This is a genomic window from Microvirga sp. Mcv34, assembly GCF_024519725.1.
Lineage (GTDB): Bacteria > Pseudomonadota > Alphaproteobacteria > Rhizobiales > Beijerinckiaceae > Microvirga.
In genome coordinates this window covers 23,304-46,222 of sequence record NZ_JALJRK010000011.1, presented here as the reverse complement: position 1 = coordinate 46,222, position 22,919 = coordinate 23,304, and the positions used below count along the sequence as shown (strand labels likewise).

General features: G+C 65.4%; 23 protein-coding genes. 10 read left to right on the top strand and 13 right to left on the bottom strand.

Annotated features, from left to right (window positions below):
- Positions 1 to 88 precede the first annotated feature (88 nt).
- The 5 genes from purE to OC446_RS08800 all read left to right on the top strand — a co-directional run bounded on the left by purE (position 89) and on the right by OC446_RS08800 (position 3,778).
- Positions 89 to 580 carry a 5-(carboxyamino)imidazole ribonucleotide mutase gene (purE, locus tag OC446_RS08820; protein ID WP_262028661.1) on the top strand — a complete coding sequence of 164 codons (492 nt, stop codon included), beginning with the start codon at positions 89 to 91 and terminating at the stop codon, positions 578 to 580.
- An 8-nt stretch (positions 581 to 588) separates the two neighbouring features.
- Positions 589 to 1,668, top strand: coding sequence for a 5-(carboxyamino)imidazole ribonucleotide synthase (locus OC446_RS08815; protein ID WP_262028660.1), 1,080 nt, complete (start codon positions 589 to 591; stop codon positions 1,666 to 1,668).
- Positions 1,669 to 1,837: 169 nt separating this feature from the next.
- The gene (gene rpsU / locus OC446_RS08810) at positions 1,838 to 2,068 is read left to right on the top strand and encodes a 30S ribosomal protein S21 (protein WP_009763401.1); all 231 of its coding nucleotides are present in this window, start codon (positions 1,838 to 1,840) and stop codon (positions 2,066 to 2,068) included.
- 228 nt (positions 2,069 to 2,296) lie between these two features.
- Positions 2,297 to 3,160, top strand: a complete 864-nt coding sequence (locus OC446_RS08805; protein ID WP_262028659.1) for a tetratricopeptide repeat protein — start codon at positions 2,297 to 2,299, stop codon at positions 3,158 to 3,160.
- A gap of 21 nt (positions 3,161 to 3,181) precedes the next feature.
- The gene (locus OC446_RS08800; RefSeq protein ID WP_262028658.1) at positions 3,182 to 3,778 is read left to right on the top strand and encodes a nucleotidyltransferase family protein; all 597 of its coding nucleotides are present in this window, start codon (positions 3,182 to 3,184) and stop codon (positions 3,776 to 3,778) included.
- Positions 3,779 to 3,867: 89 nt separating this feature from the next.
- On the opposite strand, the gene OC446_RS08795 is transcribed toward OC446_RS08800, so the two are convergent.
- The 9 genes from OC446_RS08795 to OC446_RS08755 all read right to left on the bottom strand — a co-directional run bounded on the left by OC446_RS08795 (position 3,868) and on the right by OC446_RS08755 (position 13,124).
- On the bottom strand, positions 3,868 to 4,347 hold the full coding sequence (locus OC446_RS08795; RefSeq protein WP_262028657.1) for a GNAT family N-acetyltransferase: 480 nt from the start codon (positions 4,345 to 4,347) through the stop codon (positions 3,868 to 3,870).
- A 96-nt stretch (positions 4,348 to 4,443) separates the two neighbouring features.
- The gene (locus OC446_RS08790) at positions 4,444 to 5,043 is read right to left on the bottom strand and encodes a YdcF family protein (RefSeq protein ID WP_262028656.1); all 600 of its coding nucleotides are present in this window, start codon (positions 5,041 to 5,043) and stop codon (positions 4,444 to 4,446) included.
- Positions 5,044 to 5,094: 51 nt separating this feature from the next.
- Entirely contained in the window at positions 5,095 to 6,492 is a 1,398-nt protein-coding gene (locus OC446_RS08785; protein ID WP_262028655.1) for an NAD(P)(+) transhydrogenase (Re/Si-specific) subunit beta, read from the bottom strand.
- Between the two features lie 4 nt (positions 6,493 to 6,496).
- The gene (locus OC446_RS08780) at positions 6,497 to 6,946 is read right to left on the bottom strand and encodes a proton-translocating transhydrogenase family protein (protein ID WP_009763396.1); all 450 of its coding nucleotides are present in this window, start codon (positions 6,944 to 6,946) and stop codon (positions 6,497 to 6,499) included.
- Positions 6,947 to 6,966: 20 nt separating this feature from the next.
- The gene (locus OC446_RS08775) at positions 6,967 to 8,103 is read right to left on the bottom strand and encodes a Re/Si-specific NAD(P)(+) transhydrogenase subunit alpha (RefSeq protein ID WP_262028654.1); all 1,137 of its coding nucleotides are present in this window, start codon (positions 8,101 to 8,103) and stop codon (positions 6,967 to 6,969) included.
- 79 nt (positions 8,104 to 8,182) lie between these two features.
- Entirely contained in the window at positions 8,183 to 8,476 is a 294-nt protein-coding gene (locus OC446_RS08770; protein WP_009763394.1) for an aa3-type cytochrome c oxidase subunit IV, read from the bottom strand.
- A gap of 113 nt (positions 8,477 to 8,589) precedes the next feature.
- Positions 8,590 to 9,807: a glycosyltransferase gene (locus OC446_RS08765; RefSeq protein WP_262028653.1), complete on the bottom strand. Its 1,218-nt coding sequence runs from the start codon at positions 9,805 to 9,807 to the stop codon at positions 8,590 to 8,592.
- Positions 9,808 to 9,864: 57 nt separating this feature from the next.
- A complete protein-coding gene (locus OC446_RS08760; protein ID WP_262028652.1) occupies positions 9,865 to 11,232 on the bottom strand; it encodes an ABC1 kinase family protein in 1,368 nt (455 codons plus the stop codon).
- On the bottom strand, positions 11,232 to 13,124 hold the full coding sequence (locus OC446_RS08755; protein WP_410055039.1) for a M3 family oligoendopeptidase: 1,893 nt from the start codon (positions 13,122 to 13,124) through the stop codon (positions 11,232 to 11,234). Before OC446_RS08755 ends, OC446_RS08760 begins: the two co-directional genes overlap by 1 nt.
- A gap of 323 nt (positions 13,125 to 13,447) precedes the next feature.
- On the opposite strand from OC446_RS08755, the gene OC446_RS08750 reads away from it, so the two are divergent.
- Both OC446_RS08750 and OC446_RS08745 read left to right on the top strand, forming a co-directional pair.
- The gene (locus OC446_RS08750; protein WP_262028650.1) at positions 13,448 to 15,214 is read left to right on the top strand and encodes a murein L,D-transpeptidase; all 1,767 of its coding nucleotides are present in this window, start codon (positions 13,448 to 13,450) and stop codon (positions 15,212 to 15,214) included.
- Positions 15,215 to 15,347: 133 nt separating this feature from the next.
- Entirely contained in the window at positions 15,348 to 17,018 is a 1,671-nt protein-coding gene (locus OC446_RS08745) for a DUF882 domain-containing protein (protein WP_410055038.1), read from the top strand.
- Positions 17,019 to 17,066: 48 nt separating this feature from the next.
- On the opposite strand, the gene OC446_RS08740 is transcribed toward OC446_RS08745, so the two are convergent.
- The 4 genes from OC446_RS08740 to OC446_RS08725 form a co-directional block, all read right to left on the bottom strand.
- Positions 17,067 to 17,927: an urea carboxylase-associated family protein gene (locus OC446_RS08740; RefSeq protein ID WP_262028649.1), complete on the bottom strand. Its 861-nt coding sequence runs from the start codon at positions 17,925 to 17,927 to the stop codon at positions 17,067 to 17,069.
- A 281-nt stretch (positions 17,928 to 18,208) separates the two neighbouring features.
- Positions 18,209 to 18,466: a DUF2312 domain-containing protein gene (locus OC446_RS08735; protein ID WP_009763387.1), complete on the bottom strand. Its 258-nt coding sequence runs from the start codon at positions 18,464 to 18,466 to the stop codon at positions 18,209 to 18,211.
- Positions 18,467 to 18,527: 61 nt separating this feature from the next.
- Positions 18,528 to 18,833, bottom strand: coding sequence for a DUF1244 domain-containing protein (locus OC446_RS08730; RefSeq protein ID WP_262028648.1), 306 nt, complete (start codon positions 18,831 to 18,833; stop codon positions 18,528 to 18,530).
- Positions 18,834 to 18,837: 4 nt separating this feature from the next.
- Positions 18,838 to 19,677, bottom strand: a complete 840-nt coding sequence (locus OC446_RS08725; RefSeq protein WP_262028647.1) for an N-formylglutamate amidohydrolase — start codon at positions 19,675 to 19,677, stop codon at positions 18,838 to 18,840.
- 149 nt (positions 19,678 to 19,826) lie between these two features.
- Here OC446_RS08725 and OC446_RS08720 point away from each other — a divergent pair, with 149 nt between their 5' ends.
- The 3 genes from OC446_RS08720 to pyk all read left to right on the top strand — a co-directional run bounded on the left by OC446_RS08720 (position 19,827) and on the right by pyk (position 22,830).
- Complete coding sequence (locus OC446_RS08720; protein ID WP_410055037.1) at positions 19,827 to 20,726, top strand: DMT family transporter; 900 nt, start codon at positions 19,827 to 19,829, stop codon at positions 20,724 to 20,726.
- A 203-nt stretch (positions 20,727 to 20,929) separates the two neighbouring features.
- Entirely contained in the window at positions 20,930 to 21,391 is a 462-nt protein-coding gene (locus OC446_RS08715) for a DUF1036 domain-containing protein (protein WP_262028645.1), read from the top strand.
- Positions 21,392 to 21,393: 2 nt separating this feature from the next.
- Positions 21,394 to 22,830: a pyruvate kinase gene (pyk, locus tag OC446_RS08710; protein WP_262028644.1), complete on the top strand. Its 1,437-nt coding sequence runs from the start codon at positions 21,394 to 21,396 to the stop codon at positions 22,828 to 22,830.
- Positions 22,831 to 22,919 lie beyond the last annotated feature (89 nt).

Genomic DNA, 22,919 nt, shown 5'->3' with positions numbered 1-22,919 from the left:
ACTGCCCTTTTCGGGAACGCCCTTGCCTGCCCGAAGCGGCTTCGCTATTCCCGCTGGACAGTTAAGGCCCTGAATCCGGAGCCACACCATGGCGCGTCCCCCTATTGCCATCATCATGGGCAGCCAGTCCGACTGGGCCACCATGCGCCACGCGGCCGAGACGCTCGATGCCCTGGGCGTGGCCTATGATACCCGCATCGTCTCCGCGCACCGCACGCCGGACCGGCTGGTGGCCTTCGCCAAGGGGGCCCGGGCGGACGGCTTTCAGGTCATCATCGCGGGCGCCGGCGGGGCCGCGCACCTGCCCGGCATGACCGCCGCCATGACCCCCCTGCCCGTCTTCGGCGTGCCGGTGGAATCGAAGGCGCTCTCGGGCCAGGACAGCCTGCTCTCCATCGTGCAGATGCCCGCTGGCATTCCGGTCGGCACCCTGGCCATCGGGCGCGCGGGCGCGGTGAATGCGGCCCTGCTCGCGGCCGCCGTGCTGGCCCTGCACGATCCCGCCCTGAGCCAGCGCCTCGACGAATGGCGGCAGCGCCAGAGCGAGAGCGTGGCCGAGCGCCCCTCCAACGAAGGCTAGAGAAACCCATGATCCGTCCCGGCTGCATCCTCGGCATTCTCGGCGGCGGCCAGCTCGGCCGCATGATCGCCATGGCGGCGGCGCAGCTCGGCCTGAGGACGCATATCTACGCGCCGGAGGAGAACAGCCCGGCTTTCGAGGTGGCGACGGAATACACCATCGCTCCTTACGAGGACGAGGCGAACCTGGTGCGCTTCGCCAAGGCCGTGGACGTGGTGACCTACGAGTTCGAGAACGTGCCGAGCGAGACGGCCGCGATCCTGAGCGCCCACGCGCCGCTTGCCCCCAATGCGCAGGCCCTGGCCGTGTCGCAGGACCGGTTTCTCGAGAAGAGCTTCATCGCGGGCCTCGGCATCGCGGTCGCGCCCTTCGCGCCCGTGTCGAACGAGGCCGAACTGGCCGAGGCCGTGGAGCGCATCGGCCGGCCCGCCGTGCTCAAGACCCGCCGCTTCGGCTATGACGGCAAGGGACAGGTGAAGATCACGCCTGAGACCGATCCCGTCGCTGCCTGGGAGGAGATCGGACGCGCAGCCTCCATCCTGGAGGGCTTCGTGCCTTTCGAGCGGGAGGTCTCCGTGGTGGCCGCCCGCACGGCCGCGGGCGCCTTCGCGGCCTATGACCTGTGCGCCAACGAGCATCGCAACCACATCCTGGACACCACCCAGGTCCCGGCCGGCGTCTCCCCTGAGACGGAGGAGCAGGCCTTCCGCATCGCCCGTTCCATCGCGGAGGCGCTGGACTATGTGGGCGTGCTCGCGGTCGAGCTGTTTCTCGTGACCGGAAACGGATCCGAGCACCTCGTGGTGAACGAGATCGCCCCGCGGGTGCACAATTCAGGCCACTGGACGCTCGGCGGTGCCACGACTTCGCAGTTCGAGCAGCATGTGAGGGCGGTCTGCGGCTGGCCCCTGGGCGGCACCGCCCGCCTCGGCCGGGTCGAGATGAAGAACCTGATCGGGCACGATGCGGATGCCTGGGAGGAAATCCTGGCCGAGCCGGGAGCGCAACTGCATCTCTACGGCAAGACGGAAGCCCGGGCGGGCCGCAAGATGGGTCATGTCACCCGCGTTTCTCCGGAACGGAACTGAACCTTTCCCTTACGGAACAGTTGGCCTTCCGGACCGGCGCTTTTCTTGAGAAGCAACCCTGGACAGGCAAGGCTTCTTCTGATATCGACGCCGACCAGATAGAGGTGCGCATGACGCGCCTCATTGCTTTTTTGTCACAATCGAAACGGTTCAAAAACGAGGAATTCGCGTGCAGGTTCTTGTCCGGGATAACAACGTCGATCAGGCGCTCCGCGCTCTCAAGAAGAAGATGCAGCGTGAGGGCATCTTCCGCGAGATGAAGCTTCGCGGCCACTACGAGAAGCCGTCCGAGAAGAAGGCCCGCGAGAAGGCTGAGGCCGTTCGCCGCGCTCGCAAGCTGATCCGCAAGCGCATGCAGCGTGAAGGCCTGCTGCCTTCGAAGCCCCGTCCGACCCGCTAAGCTCTCCGAGCGGGCCTGAAAGGCCTAGCCGATCGGTTGTGAACCAGCGCCCTTCGCGAAAGCGGGGCGCTGTTTGCATGTCTGGACCTTGCTTCACGGGCCGCGACGGAACTAAGTTGCAATTCCTATTGCCTTCGCGCCTTTTTGATGCCTTGTTTCGCGGCTGTTAAGGAATTCCCGCCAGAGTGCCGCTTCCTGGTACCGTGAGTAAAAAAGCTGGAGACGAAGGTGTTCGCCCCATCGATTCGCCGTTTTGCCCCCCTGAGCCTGACCCTCGTCGCCCTCGGCCTTTCAGCCTGCAGCACCGTGGGCGGAGGCCCCACCCAGCGGATCGCCGTAGTGGAAGAAGACACGCAGGGCACGAGCACGGTCAACATCTCCTCCCTGTCGGATGTGATCCAGCGCAACCCGAACGATCCGAGCGCCTACAACACCCGTGGCGCCGCCTATGCCCGCGTGGGCAACTACAGCAGCGCCATGGCGGATTTCACCAAGGCGGTGCAGCTCGATCCGAATTATGCGCCTGCCTATACCAACCGCGCGCTGGCGCTGCGGCAGACGAACCGTAACGATCAGGCGCTTTCCGACTTCACGCGCTCGATCCAGGCGGATCCCAATTACGGCCCGGCCTATATCGGCCGCGCCAATCTGTACCGCGCCCAGAACCAGTATCAGGAGGCCCTGGCCGACCTGAACATGGCCACCCGCCTGCTGCCCGAATCGGCCGAGGCGCTCCACTCCCGCGGCCTGCTTTACCAGCGCCAGGGCATGCACCAGCAGGCGATCCTCGACTTCGACGCCACCATCGACCGCAATCCCTTCGTGGGTGCCCCCTACGCGGCCCGCGGCCAGAGCTTCGTGGCGACGAACCAGTACGACAAGGCCATCGAGGACTTCAACGCGGCCCTGAACGTCGATAGCAAGGACGCCAATTCCTGGGCGTGGCGCGGCGTGGCCCTCGAGCGCAAGGGCGACAAGAGCCAGGCTCTCGAGAGCTATTCGCGCGCACTGGCCCTCGACAACAGCAACAGCGTCGCCCGGCAGGGCAGCTCCCGCCTACAAGGCGGCATGGCAGGCCTGTTCCGCTCGTAAAGCCTCTCGGAGTGCGGCGGCATGAACCCCGCCCCTCCCCTGCGCGGCTTCGCCGATATCGCACACCTCCTCGAAGCGCATGCGGACCTGCATGCGCTTCTTTTACATGTGGAGAGCCTCAGGCTTCCCGATGGCTGGATCGGCGCTGGATTCATCCGCAACACTGTCTGGGACGTCCTGCATGGGCGCACCTTGGACGCTTCCCGTCTTAATGACGTGGACGTGATCTTTTTCGACCCGGGCGACACGGGAAGAGAACGGGAAAGCGACCTGGAGCACCGCCTCCGCGCTCTTGCGCCCGGCACGATCTGGTCCGTGAAGAACCAGGCCCGCATGCATCTTCGCAATGGCGACAGGCCTTATCGCGACACCTTTGATGCCGTCGCGCATTGGTCCGAAACCGCCACCGCCATCGCGGCGCGATCAATCGACGGCAAAGTCGACGTGATGGCGCCCCATGGCGTTCAGGATCTTCTCGACCTGATCGTGAGACCGACGCCGGCTTTCGCACACAAGATGGACGTCTATCGCGAGCGGGTTGCGAGCAAGGACTGGCCCGCCCGCTGGCCCAGGCTGACGGTGCTCACGGCCTGGGACGAAGCCTATCCGGCCCCTTGAGCATCGTGCGGCCCCGAACGATGTTCAAGCCAGGACGAAAAGCATCGGAATTGATCCCAAAACCGGGACCACTTTTGGGTCCGAGGCCGTCAGAGTTCCTTCGACAGGATCGAAACGTAAGGCTCGAAGCCGAAGGCGCGATAGGTGCGCTCGGCCCTCTCATTGGCCGCGAGGACGCCGATGACGAGGCGTTTCAGGCCGGCCTCGCGGGTGAGGCGCTCGGCCTCCGTCAGGAGCGCCTGGCCGATGCCCTGCCCGCGCCGGTCGGCGTGCACGATCAGGTCCGTCACCGTGCCGTGATGACGCACGTCCTCGACCACATAGGCAGCGTCCTGGTCGACCGAGAAGCCCATGGCGCCGACCACCACCCTCTCTGTCACCGCCAGGACGATGCGGCCGTTGCGCCGGGACAGGCGCTGCATCAGCTCGTCGTAATATTCCGCCGCCGACCGATAGTCCCGCCGTCGGTCGCCCACGAGGTCGGCCTCGAACACGTTGAGCTGGTGGATCAGCTCGATGACGGCTTCCCGGTCGGCCGGGAGGGCAGTACGGAGGGTGATCTGGGACATGCTCGTTCTCTGAAAACTACTTTTCTTTCCTATCAGGAAATGGAACCAAGCACATAACGGCGCTGAGAGTCGTCTCTCGAAAAGAGCCTGATCGGATCAGCACTTTGCGGTCATACGGCAACGGGCGAGGTAGTAAGTCTCCGATATGAGAAATGGCACCCACGTCGACAAGCTTTCAAAGCGGCTCGTCGGAGTGGGCGATGGCGCGGCCTCTATCCCAAGGCGCCTCGCTATTGCCATGGCTCGGCGCATGTGCAGTGGATCGCTGACAAGCAGAACATGCTTGACTCCATGCTGGCGCAGAAGCGGCAGAGCGAAAGCCAAATTTTCCTGCGTCGTGTGCGATCGAGTTTCCATAATGATGGCATTGATCGGCACCCCTTGCGCAAGGCTCCAACGCTGAGCGGCCTCTGCCTCTGTCACCTTGTCTCCGGGGCCCAATCCGCCGGTCGCAATCAGCATCCGAACTCGGCCTGCCTTATAGAGCGCAACCGCATGACGAATCCGCTCTTCGAAAACAGGCGACGGCCTGTCCTCCGCAACGGCCGCGCCCAGAATGATTGCAGCATCTGCAGGCCTGTCATCAGAGAACGAGGCATAGACCGCGACCTCGGCTAAAGCGCCCGCCACGAGCACTGGCGGCACCAGAAGAAGACACCATCCGAGAAGAAGGACGGTGCGCCGTTTCCGCAGCATGCTCATCTTCTCCGCTGGCCGACCGCCATGAGGAGCGCAATGCTAATGTTGTCAGAGATTCTTCAGGATCTCATCCACGACCTTCTTGGCGTCGCCGAAGAGCATCATGGTGTTGTCGCGGAAGAACAGCTCGTTCTCGACGCCGGCATAGCCGGAGCCCATGCCGCGCTTGATGAACAGCACGGTCTTGGCGCGCTCCACGTCGAGGATCGGCATGCCGAAGATCGGCGAGGACGGGTCGGTCTTCGCGGCCGGGTTCGTCACGTCGTTGGCGCCGATGACGAAGGCGACGTCGGCCTGCGCGAACTCGCCGTTGATGTCCTCGAGTTCGAAGACCTCGTCGTAGGGCACGTTGGCTTCCGCCAGCAGCACGTTCATGTGGCCGGGCATACGGCCCGCCACCGGATGGATGGCGTACTTCACCTCGACACCCTCGGCCTTCAGCTGGTCAGCCATCTCGCGCAGCGCGTGCTGCGCCTGGGCGACCGCCATGCCGTAGCCCGGCACGATGATGACCTTGGCGGCGTTCTTCATGATGAAGGCGGCATCGTCCGCCGAGCCCTGCTTGACCGGCCGGGTCTCGACCGCACCGCCCGCGGCGACGACTGTCTCGCCACCGAAGCCGCCGAGGATCACCGAGATGAAGGAGCGATTCATGCCCTTGCACATGATGTAGGACAGGATCGCGCCCGAGGAGCCGACCAATGCGCCGGTGATGATGAGCGCGAGGTTGCCCAGCGTGAAGCCGATGCCCGCCGCCGCCCAGCCGGAATAGGAGTTCAGCATCGACACCACCACCGGCATGTCGGCGCCGCCGATGGGAATGATCAGCGTCACGCCGAGCACGAAGGAGACCAGCACGATCAGCCAGAAGGCCGCATGGCTCTCGGTACGGATGAAAACGACGAGCAGCACCAGCAGCAGGACAGCGAGGGCGATGTTGATCAGGTGCCGGCTCGGCAGCAGGATCGGCTTGCCGGACATCCGCCCATCGAGCTTCAGGAACGCGATGACGGAACCGGTGAAGGTGATGGCACCGATGGCGACGCCCAGCGCCATTTCGAACAGCGAGCCGCCATGGATGGTGCCCTCCGAGCCGATGCCGAAGGCCTGCGGCGCGTAGAGGGCGCCCGCCGCCACCAGCACGGCCGCGAGGCCCACCAGGGAGTGGAAGGCGGCGACCAGCTGCGGCATGGCCGTCATCGGCACTCGCCGGGCGACCACGGCGCCGATGCCGCCGCCGATGGCGAGGCCGAGGATCACCAGGGCCCAGCCGCCGAACCCGCTCGGCGGGGAGACGAACAAAGTGGTGAGGATGGCGATCCCCATGCCCACCATGCCGTAGAGGTTGCCCTGCCGGGAGGTAGTAGGATGGGACAGGCCGCGCAGCGCCAGGATGAACAGGACGCCGGAGACGAGATAGAGGATCGAGGCTAGATTGGCCGACATCGCCTCACCCCTTCTTGCGGTACATGGCGAGCATGCGCTGGGTCACCAGGAAGCCGCCGAAGATGTTGATGCTGGCGAGGACGAGGCCGATGAAGCCGAGCGCCCGGGCCCAGATCGGTCCGTCACCGAGGCTAGGGGCCACATTGACGCCCACCGCCAGCAGCGCACCGACCACGATCACCGACGAGATGGCGTTGGTGACCGACATGAGCGGCGTATGCAGCGCCGGGGTCACCGACCAGACCACGTAGTAGCCGACGAAGATCGCCAGCACGAAGATCGCGAGACGAAACACGGTCGGGTCGACGGCCCCGTGGGTCACGACGGCGGCGGCGTTGCCGGCGGCTTCTGCCACCTGGTCGGCGATGGTCTGGGCTGCCTCGGCCGAGCGGCGGGCAGCCTCTGCCGCCGCTCGGGCCTGTTCGACGGCCTGTTCGGGCGTAAGCGTTGCCATGGTGTCCTCCCCTGGACGGTTTAAGCGGTCGGCTGGAAGGCGGTGTGGACGATGGCGCCGTCGCGAGTCAGGCAGGTGGCCTTGACCAGCTCGTCGTCCCACTTCACGGCCAGAGCCTTGGTTTCCTTGTCCACCAGCGTCTCGACGAAGGCGTAGAGGTTCTTCGCGTAGAGGCTGGAGGCGCTGGCGGCGAGGCGTCCGGGCACGTTGAGGTGGCCCACGATCTTCACGCCGTTATGCTCCACCACCTGGCCTGCCTGGGCCAGCTCGCAATTGCCGCCGCGCTCCACCGCCAGATCGACGACGACCGAGCCGGGCTTCATGGATTCGACCATGGCGCGGGAGACGAGCTTCGGCGCCGGGCGGCCGGGAATGAGCGCCGTGGTGATGACGATGTCCTGCTTGGCGATGTGGGAGGCGACCAGCTCGGCCTGCTTGGCCTTGTAGGCGTCCGACATTTCCTTGGCGTAGCCGCCAGCGGTCTCGGCCTGCTTGAACTCGTCGTCCTCGACGGCGATGAACTTGGCGCCCAGGCTTTCAACCTGTTCCTTGGCGGCGGGGCGCACATCGGTGGCGGTCACGACCGCACCGAGACGGCGGGCGGTGGCGATGGCCTGGAGACCGGCGACGCCCGCCCCCATGACGAAGACGCGGGCCGCCGGCACGGTGCCGGCCGCCGTCATCATCATCGGCATGGCGCGGCCGTATTCGGCGGAACCGTCGATGACGGCCCGGTAGCCGGCGAGATTGGCCTGGGAGGACAGAACGTCCATGACCTGCGCGCGGGTGATGCGGGGCATCAGTTCCATGGCGAAGGCGGAAACGTGAGCATCGGCCAGGGCCTTGAGGGCGGCGTCCTGGCCGTAGGGATCCATGATGGCGATGACGAGGGCGCCGGGCTTGACGCCCGTCAGCTCGCCCTCGGCGGGACGGCGGACCTTGAGGACGACATCGGCATCCTTCAGGGCGTCTTGGGCCGACTTGGCGACCGAAGCGCCCGCGGCCTCGAATTCGGCATCGGGAATGCCGGCCTTGGCGCCCGCCCCGGCTTGGACGACCACGTCCGCGCCGAGGCTTTTGTATTTTTTGACCGTTTCAGGGGTGGCGGAAACGCGAGTCTCCGCTCCATCGGTTTCGGAGAGAACGGCGATCCGCATGTAGGCCCCCCTGGATGTGGTCAACGGCTTGAAATCAAGCTCTTATCTCGTGTCTGTTTCTCGAAAGGCTCACGACCGCTCAGTAGAGGATGAGCGCCAGGACGAGGAGGATTCCGACGGCTGCCGGAGCCCGCACTCCCACGGAGGGAGCCATCGCGCCGATGCCGCCCGCGACGAGCGAGAGGATCACACCGAAGATCGCCGTGAGCCAAGCATGCTTGATGCCGCCGACGGCCAGCGCCAGCACGTGGCAGATGATCACTGCGGTGGCGATTTCGGCAAACTGGACAAATCCGTGATAGGTCGCCTCATGAGCGCGGCCGTCCATATCCGGACTGTAGCCCCCGTGCGGCGCATGTTTTGTATCGGCCATGATTCAAAGCCCTGTTCAGCGTCACTAGTTAACTGCTGCGTTTAGCGCATGCCGTAAGGAGCCGCAATCTTTCGAATGGCTCCAAACGAAAACTTTATGAATGTTTTGCCGGGTCATTGGATCCCCAGGAACTCGCGCCAGCGAGGCAGGCTGACCGTCTCGTAATCATACTTCGAAACGGCGATCCGGCGGGCCTCCGCGGCCATGGCGGCGGACTTTTCCTGGTCGGCCAGGGTCTCGCGCACCCGCTCGGCCAGGGCCTTCTCGTCGAAGAAGGGGAAAAGCCGTCCGTTGACCCCGTCCTGGATGATCTCGCGGACCGGTTCCGTGTCCGAGGCCACGATCCGGCATTCCAGCGCCATGGCCTCGATGGAGGACCAGGAGAGCACGAAGGGATAGGTCATGTAGACATGGGCTGAGGAGACCTGCAGGACCCTCACGAATTGGTCGTAGGGCAGGTTTCCGACGAAATGGACCCGGGACCAGTCCACCGGCCGCTCGATTCGGGACTTGAAGACGTCGAACCAGGTCTGCCCCTTCGGCGCCGACCCGGAATAGCTCGTCCCCCGGCCGCCGATGATCACGACCTGAAGCTCGGGATCGATGTCGAGCAGATAAGGCAGGCTCTTGAAGACCACGTGGGCGCCGCGCATGGGCTCGATGTTGCGGGTCACATACGTGACGACGGGCTTGTCGCGGGTGAGATGCGGTCCGTTCTCGCCGAGCTGGATCCTGACCTTCGGGTCCGGCTGAAGCCTCTCGGTGTCAATCCCGTCATGGATGATCGCGAGCCGATCCCGCAGATAGGCCGGGAACGTGTCCCGCTGGTAGCGGGTCGGGGCAACGGCCACGTCGGCGGCATCGAGGGCGCCGAGCTGCATGGAGTTCTTCACGCGCAGGCGCCAGATCACCTCCTCGTTGGTGACCGGGAACTCGGGGTCGAAATCGAGGTCCTGCCCCTTGGCGTGGTAGTAATATTCGAAATAGGCCACGTGGCGGGCCTTGGGCCAGACGTCCTTGAGGAAGAGGTTCTCGCCCCAGCCCGTATTGACCACCACCACGTCCGGCTCGAATCCCTCTTGCGCCAGGGCCCTGGCCCGGTGGGCAACGCCATAGGCCCGGCGCAGCCGCGGGATGACCGGTGAGTAGCGGTTCTGATAGGGCGCATCCTCCGGACCGGGGACTGCGTCGTAGGAGAAGTACTTCACGCCCGGGATGGAGCATTGCTTGACCATTCCCAGACCCACGACCTCATGCCCCTCGGCCACGAAGGTCCTGGCCAGACGCAGGAATTGGCCGGGAAAGTTCTGGTGAACGAAAGCGATTTTCATGGGCTGCCTCTAACGTACCGTCATGCGTAAGGCTTAACGGCAAAAGATGCAACCTCATTACATAGGATTTGGTAAACCGGAAGCGGCCAGAGCCTCTTTCTGTTTCTGCTCGAGGTTCTCCAGCGAAAAGCGCTCGATCTCGTTCTCGAACAGCCGGTGGTAGTTCAGCTCGGCCTTCAGGTGCAGGAAAACCGCGCCCAGGCCCACGGCCGCCCGGTCCATGAACACGAACTCGCGCGGGACGGTGACCGGCCCCTTCTCCTTCAGAGCCTTGTGAACCTCGAAGGCCTGGCGGCGGCCGTATTCACCGGGCTTCACGCCGTCGGCCACGGTGCGGATCCGGTCGTCCAGGAGCGGGGCATAGATGAAGCGCGCCCAGATGTTGAGGATGTCGATCAGCTCGTTCGAGAGGTTCTTGAACCCCCAGGTCTCGTAGGCATGGACCACGCGGGCGCGATCGTCGGTCTGGAGCCCCCGGTAGAGATCGACCACGCCGCCGACGAAGCGGGGATGGAAGATGCGGATGCAGCCGTAATCGAGAAGGTTGATCCCCCTCGCCTCCCCGCCTTCGGAAAAGACCGTGTAATTGCCGAGATGCGGATCGCCGTGGATGACGGCCGCATGGCTGAAGGGGTGCCACCAGGCCTTGAACATGGCGACCGCCAGCCGGTTGCGGATCTCGACCGGCGATTCGGTGAAGCCGAGGATCTTCTCGCCCTCGAGCCATTCGAGGGACAGGAGCCGCCGGGTGGACAGGTCAGGATGGACCCGCGGCACCCGGACCTCCTCCACGTCGGCGAGGGTCCGGGCATAGAGCGCCGCGTGCTTTGCCTCGCGCTCGTAATCGAGCTCCTCGCGCACCCGCTCGCCGATCTCCTTCGAGATCTCGCGGGTATCGATGGCGGGGTCCATGCGGCGGTGAAGGGCGAAGACGAGTTCGAGCTGGCTCAGGTCCGCCTCCACGGCGGATTGCATGTCGGGGTATTGAAGCTTGCAGGCGAGCTTCTCGCCCTCCTTCGTGGTCGCCCGATGGACCTGGCCGAGGGAAGCGGCCGCCGCCGGGTTCAGGTCGAAGGAGCCGAACCGGCCCTGCCATTGCGGACCCAGCTCCGCCTGCATGCGCCGCTTCACGAAAGCCGCCCCCATGGGCGGCGCCTCGCTCTGGAGCTTCTGCAGTTCCGCGGCGTATTCGGGCGGGATGAGGTCCGGAATGGTGGCGAGGAGCTGCGCCACCTTCATGATCGGCCCCTTGAGCCCACCGAGCGCCTGGGCCAGCACCGCCGCGTTGGACGCGTCGCGCGCATCGCCCCCGAACAGCCGCGAACCGGCCATGCGGGCCGCGACCCCGCCCATATTGGCGCCCACCCGGGCGTAACGGGCGGCGCGCGCGGAGAAGCGATTCGCTTCGCGGTCGGAATCGGACATCAGGCTGCCTGCTCCATGGCTTCGAGCTCGCCGATCAGCCGTTCGATCATCGAGAGGCCGATCTGCCAGAAGGCCGGATCGCCGGCGTTGAGGCCGAACGGGGCCAGCAGCTCCGAATAATGCTTGGTGCCGCCGGCCGACAGCAGCGCGAAGTACCGATCCACGAAGCCCTCGCTGGAGCGCTCGTACACGCCGTAGAGCGAGTTCACGAGGCAGTCGCCGAAGGCATAGGCATAGACGTAGAACGGCGAGTGGATGAAGTGGGGGATATAGGTCCAGAAGCTCTCGTAACCCGGACCCAGGCGGATCGCCGGGCCGAGGGATTCGTCCTGCACCGACATCCAGAGATCGCACAGCTGGTCGGCCGTGAGCTCGCCGTTGCGGCGCTCCAGATGGACCTTGCGCTCGAAGGAGTAGAACGCGATCTGGCGCACCACCGTGTTGAGCATGTCCTCGACCTTGGCGGCCAGCATCGCCTTGCGCTGCACCGGGTCGGTCGTCTGGTCGAGCAGGCGACGGAAGGTCAGCATCTCGCCGAACACGGAGGCCGTCTCGGCGAGCGTCAGAGGAGTCGGGGCCATCAGCGCGCCGTTGGGGCCGGCCATGACCTGATGCACCCCGTGGCCCAGCTCGTGGGCGAGCGTCATCACGTCCCGTGGCTTACCCTGGTAGTTCAGCAGAACGTAAGGGTGGGCCGAGGGCACAGTCGGGTGGGCGAAGGCCCCGGGAGCCTTGCCGGGCCGGGTCGGCGCGTCGATCCATTCCTCATCGAAGAAACGCCGGGCTATGTCGGCCATGCGTGGGGAGAAATCGGAATAGGCCGAGAGGACCGTGTCTTTGGCCTCGTTCCAGGAAATGGTGCGTTGCTCGACCTTCGGCAGGGGCGCATTACGGTCCCAATGGTCGAGCTTGTCCTTGCCGAACCACTTGGCCTTCAGGACATAATAGCGGTGGGACAGGCGCGGATACGCCTCGCGCACGGCCGAAACCATCGCCTCCACGACCTCACGCTCGACCCGGTTGGCCAGATGGCGCGAATCCGCCACGTCCTGGAAGCCGCGCCAACGGTCCGAGATTTCCTTGTCCTTGGCGAGCGTGTTGGTGATGAGCGTGAAGGTGCGAAGATTGGCCTTGAAGGTCTTGGCCAGGGCATCGGACGCATCCTTGCGCACGGTCTCGTCCGGATCCTGCAGCTTGTTCAGGGTCGGCTCGATGGGCAGCTCCTCGCCGCGCACCGTGAAGCGCAAGGACGCGATGGTCTCGTCGAACAGCCGGTTCCAGGCCGAGCGGCCGGTCACGGACTTCTCGTGGAAGAGCTGCTCGATCTTGTCGTCGAGCTGATAGGGCTTGTCCTTGCGCAGGTCCTCGATCCAGGGCTTGTAATGGGCGAGCGGCGGCTCGCTCATGGCCCGGTCGAGAATCGCGTCCTCGATGCGGTTGAGCTCGAGCGCGAAGAAGAGCAGCTCCGTCGAGGCGGTCGTCAGGCGTTCCTGCGTATCGCCGTAGAACTTCGCCCGGATCGGGTCCGTGGTGTCGCCGGAATAGACGAGGCCCGCATAGGACATCAGGCGGCCGAGAAGATCTTCGAGCGCCTCGTAGCGCCTCACAACCTCGTTCAACCGCTCGGATGCGTTCTCGCCCCGGACCATCGCATCGAGCTTGCCGCGATAGGCTTCGGCAAAGGCCTTGCACTCCGTTTCCGCCTTGGCGAGATCCCGCTTGAACGCCTCGCTGTCCATGCCGGGATAGAGATGGGACAGGTTCCATTCAGGCAGCGGCCCCAGATCGGCCTGCGCGGCGCCGGCGGAGAATGGATGATGCGAGGGGGAGATTGTCTGAAAGGTCACGGGCGACTGCCTGCTTGCGAGCACTCTGGAAGGGTCTGCACACATATTGGCTGCCGTGCTCCCCGGATCAACCCATGGCGGCAGAAGGCCGGCTTGCGCTCCTGTCCCGTTAAGCGGCGGTTTACGCCTTCTCGTTCAGGATGGCCGCATGTTCCTCCATATCATTTCATCGCCCGATGCCCTTTTGCCTCCGCGCCCTGAGGGGCGAGGCTCTTTACAGAAAATTGAACCAACTTGACCTAGACGATGAAGCCGCTTGGCGTTTCATGCGTTAAGCGTAACAGGACGTGTGCGGGAACACCGACGGTATTCACCCGATGGAGGACTTTTTCACGCCTCCACTTTCAACTGCGATGAGGAGCATGATCATGCGTGACGTGCGCAAGACGGCACTGTGGCTTGGTCTCATTGGATCCGTTTCCGTCTTCCCGTTGTCTGCCCTTGCGGAAGATGCGGACCATGCGCAGGCCGAGGTGGTTCGGACCGTTCCGGCGGAGCCCTCCTTCCACGACGTCGCCGGCGCGGAATCCTCCGCGTCGAAGGATGCGGCCGCTCAGGCGATTCCGCTGCCGGAGCCGGCCCCGGTCACCATCGAGACGACCAATCTCAAGGCCGCTCCTACCATCGACATCCCCCTGCCCGACGCGACTCCGGTGACGGCTCTGATGCAGACGGATCTCGTTCGCATGGCCATGGAAGGATTGCTCGCGGACGATGCCGCCATGCGTGAGATGCGCGTGAGCACTAAGGACCGGGAAGCCCTGCAGGCCTACTACGCGCAGGCCGAGCGCCCGCTGGTCTGGGCGCGGGACGGCGTCTGGTTGCCTGCCGCTCTGGGCGTGATGGAACGCCTGAAGGCCGCCGACGAGGACGGTCTCGACCCGGCCGATTACGCGCTGCCCGACAGGGGCCTGCGCAAGGATGCGAATCCGACGCAATGGGCCCAGGCCGATTTGCGGCTCTCCCTGTCGGTGATCCGCTATGCCCGCGACGCCCGCGGGGCGCGCATCGACCTCGCCCGTCTTTCCCCGATGGTGACCCCGAAGCTCGCCCTGCCGGCCGTCGACGAGGTGCTGGGCAAGGTATCCTCCGCCGGCGATGCGGGTGGGGCGCTCGAGGCCTACAACCCGCCGCATGCCGGCTACAGGGTCCTCAAGGACAGGTTGGCAAAACTGCGCGAGAGCCATCCCTCGCAGCCGAGCGTGCGCCTGCCACGCGGGCCGATCCTTCGCGTGGGCATGAAGGACCCGCGTGTGCCCCTGATCCGGGCGCGGTTCAACCTCACGAAGGACGCGAACAACCAGACGGTCTACGACGAGCGCGTGGCTTCCGCCGTGGCGGCCTTCCAGAAGGAAAAGGGCCTGCCGGACACGGGCGTCCTGAACGCCCAGACGGTGGCGGCCCTCTCCGGCCCCTCGGTGGCGCAACGGCAATCCGACCTGATCGCCAACATGGAGCGCTGGCGCTGGCTGCCGGCCGATCTGGGGCAGCGGCACATCATGGTGAACGTGCCCGAATTCCGCCTGCAGATGGTCGAGGGCCGCAACACGGTCTACCAGACGCGGGTCATCGTCGGCAAAGAGCAGTCGCAGACGCCGATCTTCTCCGAGAACATGAAGTATCTCGTGGTCAATCCGTCCTGGACGATCCCGCCGTCGATCATGAAGAAGGAGATCCTGCCAGGACTGGCCAACGATCCCGACTACGCGGCGAAGAGAGGCTACAAGGTCATCCGCCGCGGCGATCGGATCATGGTTCAGCAGCCGCCGGGCGAGCGCAATGCGCTGGGCTTCCTGAAATTCATGTTCCCCAACCAGCACGCGGTCTATCTTCACGACACGCCCAACCGCAATCTCTTCTCAGCGAGCAAGCGCGCCTTCAGCCATGGCTGCGTGCGCGTGGACAAGCCGTTCCAGCTCGCGGAAGAGATCATGGGCAAGGAGGGCAAGTGGACTGAAGAGAAGCTGCGCGGGCTCATCGGCAAGGGCGAGCGGACCGTGCACCTGTCCAACCCGCTGCCCGTGCACCTGGCCTACTTCACCCTCGCGGTCGACGAGAAGGGGGAGCTGAAGCGCTTCGAGGATCTCTATGGCCTCGACCGCAAGGTCAAGGCCGCCCTGAGCCTGTCCGAGTAGCCGCGTCTTTCATCCCGGTTTCGACCAATTTCCTGCTCTCACTTAACGGGACTGTAACCGTCTTCGGCAAAGATCCTTTCACCATAAGGATTGCTGCATCCCCGGATGCGGACCAGTAAAGACGAGTACCACAGTGAGAGTATTGCGTACGGACCGCCTCGCGCATCGCGCGAGCCTTGGTCTTGTGGCCTTTCTGGCCGTCATGGTGGGCGGGGTGCGCGGCACGCAGGATGCCGTGGCCAACGGCGATACCCGCACGCTGAGCCTTTACAACAACAACACCAAGGAAAGCCTCACCGTTACGTTCAGGCGCAACGGCCAGTACGATTCGGGCGCTCTTCAGCAGCTCAACTGGTTCCTGCGCGACTGGCGTCGCGACGAGCCGACCCGCATGGATCCGCGCCTGTTCGATACGGTGTGGGAGGTCTATCGCGAGGTCGGGTCCAGCGCGCCCGTGCATGTGAACTCGGGCTTCCGCTCGCCTCAGACCAACTCGATGCTCCGGCGGCGCTCGAGCGTGGTGGCCAAGAACAGCCAGCACATGCAGGGCAAGGCCATGGACTTCTACCTGCCGGACGTGTCCGCCGCGCGCCTGCGCGCCATCGGCATGCGGCTGCAGAACGGCGGTGTCGGCTACTACCCCAATGCCTACACGCCTTTCGTCCATCTCGACGTGGGCAGCGTGCGCGCCTGGCCGCGCATGACCCGCTCGCAGCTCGCCAGCATCTTCCCCGACGGCAAGACCGTGCATATCCCGTCGGACGGCAAGCCCCTGCCGGGCTATGACGAGGCCCGCGCCGAGGTGCTCGCGAAGGGTGGCACCGTCGCCGGCTACACCGCCTACGCGGATGCCGAGGAAGCCGTCGCCAACCAGCCACGCCGCAAGAGCTTCTGGGCGACGCTGTTCGGTCTCGACGAGGACGAGAACGAGGACGCGGAGGAAATCAGGGTCGCGTCGCGACCGGGACGAGCCATCGTGGCCTCCCGATCGCCCCAACCGGCCCAGAACTATTACGCCAGCGATTCCAACACCTCGGTCTATGCGGCGCTCCAGCCCAGCCAGGCTCCCGAGCCCGCCCGCCGGGCGCCCGTGGCGATCCAGCCGCGACCCGAGCCGCCCGCTCCCGCGGTCATGGCCGCCATGGCTCCAGCCTTGCGTGAGGACCTGTCGCCGCCGGCCTCCGCGCCGCTGCCGCCGACCCGGATCAACGGGGCGCCCGGCACGGTCCAGACCGCATCGGGACCCGTCCTGGCATGGCAGCAGGGTCCGGAATCGCAATCCGAGATGTCGATCCCCAAGGGCATGGCCTTCGCGCCGATGCCGCCCCGCCGGCCGGACGCGGACGACACGGGCATAGAACCGGTCGCCGGGACCGTCGCCCTCGCCTACGCGCCGCTTCCGCCCGCCCGGCCCGGGTCGCTTGCGGCCACGAACCCGATCCCCGGCCTGCCGGAGCCGCGCGGCGCGACCGAAATGGCGGCGCTCCAGCACCCGCTGCCGCCCCGCCGGCCGGACCTGCGCCCCATCGTTGTCGCCTCCGCAAGCCCGGTCGACATTCCGGTAACGGGCTCCACGCCCAAGGCGCCGCCGAAGGCCGAGAAGGCGAAACCCGAGAAGGCGATCCCCGTGGCGGCTCCCCAGGCCAAGGCGCCTGCGTCGGCGAAGAAGCCCCAGACGGCCCTGAGCACCCTCATGTCGGCGGAGCCCAGCCTGCATATGGGCTTCTCGAGCAAGCCCGTCGGCGATCTGGCGACAAACAAGTTCACGGGCCCGGCGGTCAAGCCGCTGCCGGTGGTGCGATAAGGAAAAGGGCCCCACGAGGGGCCCTTTTCGTTTGAGCTGCAGGATTTCTCACTCCCCGTGCTGGCGCCCATAGGCGTTGGGCGCCGGAGAGGTCCAGCCCTGCGGCGGCGCCTTGGGACGATAGACTTCCACCAGGAGCGGATGGCAGGCCGCCGTATCGCTCGAATGCTCCGCGCTGCAATCCCCACCGGGACAGGCGGAGAGCGCGCCCAGCAGGTCGATCTCGGCGAAGAACTCCAGGTAATCGCCCGGCCGCACGGGGCTCGCCTTCATGAAGTACTGCCCGGTGTCGCGCGTGAAGCCGGTGCACATGAAGACGTTGAGCACGTCGTGCACCGCCGGCTCGACCTCGTCCTTGGGCCGCTCCAACCGATGGGCGAGCGCCCGGGTCAGGTTGGAATGGCAGCAATGGTGATAATCCTGTCCCGAGAGCAGGCGATGGGTGTAGGGATCGCAGCGCGTGCCGATCACGTCGTGCACCGAGCCGCCGAACTCGTCGAAGCCGTACCAGTCGAGGGTGTCGTGGGTGATCGTCGCCATCGGGCGCAGATACGGCAGGGACGACCAGAGCTGGTCGCCGGTCGACACATGCGTGCCGTTGAGGGCCCTGGTCTTGCCGGAGAAGAAGCGCTCGTTCAGATCGTGTGCCGACCAGAGATTGAGATCGCCCACCTGGGGCCCCTCGATGCTGACGATCCGGAAGAAGCAGCCGGCCGGCACGGTGAAGCAGCGCGCGTCCCGGGGCGGCACCACGACCTCGTCGATCTTCTCCCAGCCTTCGCGAGCGGCCTGGTAGGCGGCGAGATCGGGCCGCGGCAGGGTCTCGACCGGATAGCAGATGACGGGAGCGATGTTCCGGCGCGCCTGCGCGTCGAGAGGTTCCGACACTTGGTCCCGGGCGAGCTTCATGCGTTTCTCCAGCTTTCGTGGTTAGTTCCTTATAGGCAACCAGAGCCCGGCGCGCGAGCGGGAAGGATGCATGGCTGATCGGCCGGGGGAACGTTCCCTGTACCCTCATCCTCGAAGTCCGCTATGAGCAGGCGCTGAACTGAGCCCTCATCCTGAGGAGCAGCGCAGCTGCGCTGCTCCTCAGGATGAGGTGAGAGGGTGATGAGCCAGCTCCTTGAAACAAGAAAAGCCCCGTGGATCGATCCACGGGGCTTTTGAAAAGACGGAACGGCGGGACGGCCTTAGACCATCCCCAGGGCCTGCATGTAGAGTTCGAGGATCGCCTCCTCCTCCTGGCGCTCGGCGTAGTCCTTCTTCCGAATTGAAACGATCTTGCGCAGGACCTTGGTGTCGAAGCCGTTGCCCTTGGCCTCGGCATAGACGTCCTTGATGTCGCCGGCGATGCCGGCCTTTTCCTCTTCGAGGCGCTCGATGCGCTCGATGAAGGCCTTCAGCTGGTCGGCTGCGACGGATTCGGTGTTGAAAGCTGCGTCATCCATGAGGGAAGCCCCTTAATTGTGGTGTTGGTGCCAGTGTTATGGCCATTTGGTTGAAGCGGTTTTAATGCCCGGGCTTCGTTTTCTCAAAATCGGTAATCTGGGCGGAAGAGGCCTCGCGCTGGTGGCGCTCCTTCCACTCCTCGTAGGGCATGCCGTAGACATGGGTTCGGCTCTCCTCCTTGGAGAGGGCGAGGCCTCTCTCGTCGGCAGCCTCCTTCAGCCAATTGGACAGGCAGTTCCGGCAGAACCCCGCCAGATTCATGAGATCGATGTTCTGGACGTCGGTCCGCTCCCGCAGGTGCTCGACGAGCCTGCGGAAGGCCGCGGCCTCTAGTTCCATCTGGGTTTTCGCGTCGATATCCTTCATGGCCTTACCCTCCGTGCTGGCGCAGACGGTCGCGCGTGCGGGTCCCGAAGATTTTTGGCGCCCGCAGTTCCGGCCGGCCGGCGAGCGGCTTGAGCAGCCGGGCGAAGCGCCCGGCCCATTCCTCGGCGCCCTCGTCCGACGCGATCAGGTCCTGCCGGATCTCGATGAGCGCGTTGGCGAGGCCCCGGATCGTGGCGTGCCGGTCGACCGTGTCGCCCGCCAGCGCTCCATCATAAGGCTCGTTGTCGCCGACGACGAGTCCGTCCTCGGCCGTGAGTCCCTCGAGGAGCGGCCTGGCGAAGCGATCGTCCGCGTCCCACAGGATGCCCACGTGCCAGGGACGGGCCCAGCCGCGCCAGATCGGCGTGAAGCTGTGGACCGTCACCACCACCGGCGGATGGCCCGCCGCCATGGCCCTGTGGATCGCATCCGCGATGGCATGATCATAGGGATCGTAGAAACGGGCGATGCGCCGCTGGACCTCGGCCTCGTCGACCCGGGCGTTGCCCGGCACCACCGCGCCGTCCGACAGGCGCATGACCAGGGTCGGATCGTCCCGGCCCCGGTTGGGGTCGATGATGAGGCGCGAGAACTGCGTCAGGATCGCCGGAGCGCCCAAATGCCCGGCCAGGGAGCGGGTCACGGCGGCAGCCCCGATGTCGTAGGCGATGTGGCGCTCGAACTCGGATTCCGGCAGCCCCAGATCGCCCAGATCCGGCGGGACTGTATTAGAGGCGTGGTCACACAGGATCAGGATTCCCGATTCGATGGAGCCGGGGACGATCTCCACGGGATGGGGTTCACGGGACGGATCGTCGAGCGCGAGAGCGGCGGAAGCGGACATGGCGGAGGATGGATTTCGACAGGATGGATTGAACGGCAGACGAAAAGCCTTAACGTGCGCCCCCGACCCTGACAACGCGGCGATCCGCGCAACACACTTTCACGACGCTTATGCCCTCTACATCCACAACGGCCCGGCTCGAGCCGGGCTTGACCTCCGCCTTTGCCGCGCTGTGTCTCGGCGCCGTCGCCATGGGGATTTCCCCGATCTTCGTGCGTTTCGCCTCCGCCAGCATGGACGGGGCGCCGGCGGATGTGGGGCCCTTCGCCAGTGCCTTCTGGCGCGTCTCGCTCTGCCTGCCCCTGCTCTATGCCTGGATGCGAATCGAGGAGAAGCGCGCGCCCGCCGGGACGCCGATAATCCGGTTTTCCAAGGCGAGCATCCTCGGGGGCATCGTCTTCGCCGGTGACCTCTTCTTCTGGCACTTGGCGATCCTCAAGACGACGGTGGCGAACGCCACCTTCTTCGCCACCATGGCGCCGCTCTTCGTCGTGCTGACCGTCTGGCTCGTGTTCAGGCAGCGAGTCTCTCGGGGGACCTTCATGGGCCTTGGCCTTTGTCTTCTTGGCGGCGCGGCCTTGATCGGGCAGAGCCTCAAGGCAGATCCCGCCCGGATCGAAGGCGATCTTTACGGCCTCGCCACGGCCTTCTTCTTCGGCATGTATTTTCTGGCCGCCAGCCGGGCGCGCAAGACGGCCGGTGCCGCGCGGGTGACGTTCGAGGCTGGGCTCATCACCTCGGCGATCCTTCTGGTCATCGCGCTTCTCTTCGACACGCGGGTGATCCCGCAGACCGCTCAAGGCATCGCGGCGCTTCTCGCCATGTCCTATGTCAGCCATGCGGGCGGACAAGGGCTTCTCGCCATCGCGCTCGGGCGGCTGCCGGCGGTGTTCTCTTCGCTGGTGATTTTCCTGGAAGCGATTGCCGCAGCGCTATTCGGCTGGGCGATTCTCGGCGAGGAGCTGACGCTGGTGCAGAGCGTCGGCGGCGCCTTGATCCTGTTCGGCATCTGGATCGCGCGGCCCAAGGCCGATGCACCGGCCGGTTAGCCCTATCCCTATGGAGGGGAAATGGAGAGCAATGCCCATTCCAAAGTGGCCCCGGAGTGTTGTAAAGGCGATGCGGTCTGCAAAAACTGCAACGCGCCTGCTGTAAAGTCTTGCTCCGGCTACACTTCTGGCAGACAACGATTCGACATAGTTCTCACCGCATTGTGCGATTTCATTCCTTTCGATTCGATCATACCGCATCCATGAAGGCCGCTCTCCTCACATCGTCTCCTCGCTGGCGGCGAAGCCTTGCACTCGCAGCGTTCCTCGCCAGCGGGTGCCTTCTGGCCGCATCGCCCGCGAAGGCGGACCTTCGCCTGTGCAACATGACGTCGAGCCGGGTCGGGATCGCGCTCGGGTACCGGGACGCGCAAGGGTGGGTGACTGAAGGCTGGTGGAATCTCACCTCGCGCGCCTGCGAGACACTGCTCAAGGGGCAGCTCGGCGGACGCTTCTATTATATCTATGCCATCGATTACGACCGGGGCGGCGAATGGAGCGGACGCTCCTTCATGTGCACCCGGGAGCGCGAGTTCACGATTCGCGGAACGGAGGATTGCCTCGCCAGAGGCTTTGATCGCAGCGGCTTCTTCGAAGTCGACACAGGTGAACAGAAGAGCTGGACGATCCAGCTCACCGAAACGAACCGGCCAGGGGGGCCATGACGATGAGACGCGACAGGCGCACGAAGATCCTAGCAACCTTGGGCCCGGCTTCCGAGAATCCGGAGATGATCGCCAAGCTGTTCGAGGCCGGCGCCGACGTCTTCCGCCTCAACATGAGCCACCTGCCCCGCGAGAAGCTTAAGGAGCGGGTCGAGATGATCCGCTCCGTCGAGGCCCGGTTCAAGCGTCCTATCGCCATCCTCGCCGACCTGCAGGGTCCGAAGCTGCGCGTGGGGGCCTTCGAGGGCGACAGCGCCATGCTGGTGCAGGGCCAGAGCTTCACGCTCGATGCCGACAAGACGCCGGGCACCAAGAGCCGCGTGCATCTGCCCCATCCGGAGATCCTGTCATCCCTCGAGCCCGGCCACACGGTGCTGATCGACGACGGCAAGCTGCGGCTGCGCGTGAAGAGCGTGAAGCAGGGCTCGGCCACAACGACGGTGGAAGTCGCCGGTAAGATCTCGAACCGCAAGGGCGTCAGCCTGCCCGACACGACGATTCCCGTCGCGGCCATGACCGAGAAGGACCGCTCGGATCTCGAAGCGGCCCTCGATGCCGGCGTGGACTGGATCGCCCTGTCCTTCGTGCAGCGTCCCGAGGACGTGGCCGAGGTGAAAAAGGTCGCCCGCGGCCGCGCGCTCGTGATGTCGAAGCTCGAGAAGCCCCAGGCCATCACCCGCCTCGACGAGATCATGGAGATCTCCGACGCGGTCATGGTCGCGCGCGGCGATCTCGGCGTGGAGATGCCGCTGGAGAAGGTGCCGGGCATCCAGAAGCGCATCGTCCGCACGGCCCGCAAGCTGGGCAAGCCCGTGGTGGTGGCGACCCAGATGCTGGAATCCATGATCACCTCGCCGGTCCCGACCCGCGCGGAAGTCTCCGACGTGGCGACCGCCGTCTATGACGGCGCGGACGCGGTGATGCTCTCGGCTGAGAGCGCCTCGGGCCAGTACCCGGTCGACGCGGTGGCCACCATGAGCCGGATCGCCGAAGAGGTGGAGCAGGACCAGAACTACTGGTCGATCATGCGCACCCTGAACGCGGAGCCGGAAGCCACCGGATCGGACGCCATCGCGGCGGCCTCGCACCAGATCGCCGATACGCTCAACATCAAGACGGTGGCGGCCTGGACCTTCTCGGGCTCGACGGCGTTCCGCATCGCCCGCGAGCGGCCGAACTCAACGGTCGTCGCGCTGACGCCGAGCGTGAACACCGCCCGGCGCCTCGCGCTGGTCTGGGGCGTGCACTCGATCCGCACCAAGGACGCCAGCGACATCGACGACATGGCGTTCCGCGCCTGCAAGTTCGCCGTGCGCGAAGGCTACTCGGCCATCGGCGAGCGTATCATCATCGTGGCCGGCATGCCCTTCGGCACCCCCGGCGCCACCAACATGGTACGCATCGCTTTCGTCAATCAGGAGCACGCCGCTCAGGCCTGACGTGCGCGTCCGGCTTTCCGCACCACCAGTGTCATTCCCGGCCGGAGCGTAGCGGAGGGGAAGGGAATCCATAGCGCCGAGCGTGATCG

What these genes read in the sequence shown, in the direction of transcription:
- purE (WP_262028661.1), top strand. Translation starts at nt 89, where the DNA reads ATGGCGCGTCCCCCTATTGCCATCATCATGGGCAGCCAGTCCGACTGG.
- OC446_RS08815 (WP_262028660.1), top strand. Translation starts at nt 589, where the DNA reads ATGATCCGTCCCGGCTGCATCCTCGGCATTCTCGGCGGCGGCCAGCTC.
- OC446_RS08800 (WP_262028658.1), top strand. Translation starts at nt 3,182, where the DNA reads ATGAACCCCGCCCCTCCCCTGCGCGGCTTCGCCGATATCGCACACCTC.
- OC446_RS08795 (WP_262028657.1), bottom strand. Translation starts at nt 4,347, where the DNA reads ATGTCCCAGATCACCCTCCGTACTGCCCTCCCGGCCGACCGGGAAGCC.
- OC446_RS08790 (WP_262028656.1), bottom strand. Translation starts at nt 5,043, where the DNA reads ATGCTGCGGAAACGGCGCACCGTCCTTCTTCTCGGATGGTGTCTTCTT.
- OC446_RS08785 (WP_262028655.1), bottom strand. Translation starts at nt 6,492, where the DNA reads ATGTCGGCCAATCTAGCCTCGATCCTCTATCTCGTCTCCGGCGTCCTG.
- OC446_RS08780 (WP_009763396.1), bottom strand. Translation starts at nt 6,946, where the DNA reads ATGGCAACGCTTACGCCCGAACAGGCCGTCGAACAGGCCCGAGCGGCG.
- OC446_RS08775 (WP_262028654.1), bottom strand. Translation starts at nt 8,103, where the DNA reads ATGCGGATCGCCGTTCTCTCCGAAACCGATGGAGCGGAGACTCGCGTT.
- OC446_RS08770 (WP_009763394.1), bottom strand. Translation starts at nt 8,476, where the DNA reads ATGGCCGATACAAAACATGCGCCGCACGGGGGCTACAGTCCGGATATG.
- OC446_RS08765 (WP_262028653.1), bottom strand. Translation starts at nt 9,807, where the DNA reads ATGAAAATCGCTTTCGTTCACCAGAACTTTCCCGGCCAATTCCTGCGT.
- OC446_RS08760 (WP_262028652.1), bottom strand. Translation starts at nt 11,232, where the DNA reads ATGTCCGATTCCGACCGCGAAGCGAATCGCTTCTCCGCGCGCGCCGCC.
- OC446_RS08755 (WP_410055039.1), bottom strand. Translation starts at nt 13,124, where the DNA reads ATGTGTGCAGACCCTTCCAGAGTGCTCGCAAGCAGGCAGTCGCCCGTG.
- OC446_RS08750 (WP_262028650.1), top strand. Translation starts at nt 13,448, where the DNA reads ATGCGTGACGTGCGCAAGACGGCACTGTGGCTTGGTCTCATTGGATCC.
- OC446_RS08740 (WP_262028649.1), bottom strand. Translation starts at nt 17,927, where the DNA reads ATGAAGCTCGCCCGGGACCAAGTGTCGGAACCTCTCGACGCGCAGGCG.
- OC446_RS08735 (WP_009763387.1), bottom strand. Translation starts at nt 18,466, where the DNA reads ATGGATGACGCAGCTTTCAACACCGAATCCGTCGCAGCCGACCAGCTG.
- OC446_RS08730 (WP_262028648.1), bottom strand. Translation starts at nt 18,833, where the DNA reads ATGAAGGATATCGACGCGAAAACCCAGATGGAACTAGAGGCCGCGGCC.
- OC446_RS08725 (WP_262028647.1), bottom strand. Translation starts at nt 19,677, where the DNA reads ATGTCCGCTTCCGCCGCTCTCGCGCTCGACGATCCGTCCCGTGAACCC.
- OC446_RS08715 (WP_262028645.1), top strand. Translation starts at nt 20,930, where the DNA reads ATGAAGGCCGCTCTCCTCACATCGTCTCCTCGCTGGCGGCGAAGCCTT.
- pyk (WP_262028644.1), top strand. Translation starts at nt 21,394, where the DNA reads ATGAGACGCGACAGGCGCACGAAGATCCTAGCAACCTTGGGCCCGGCT.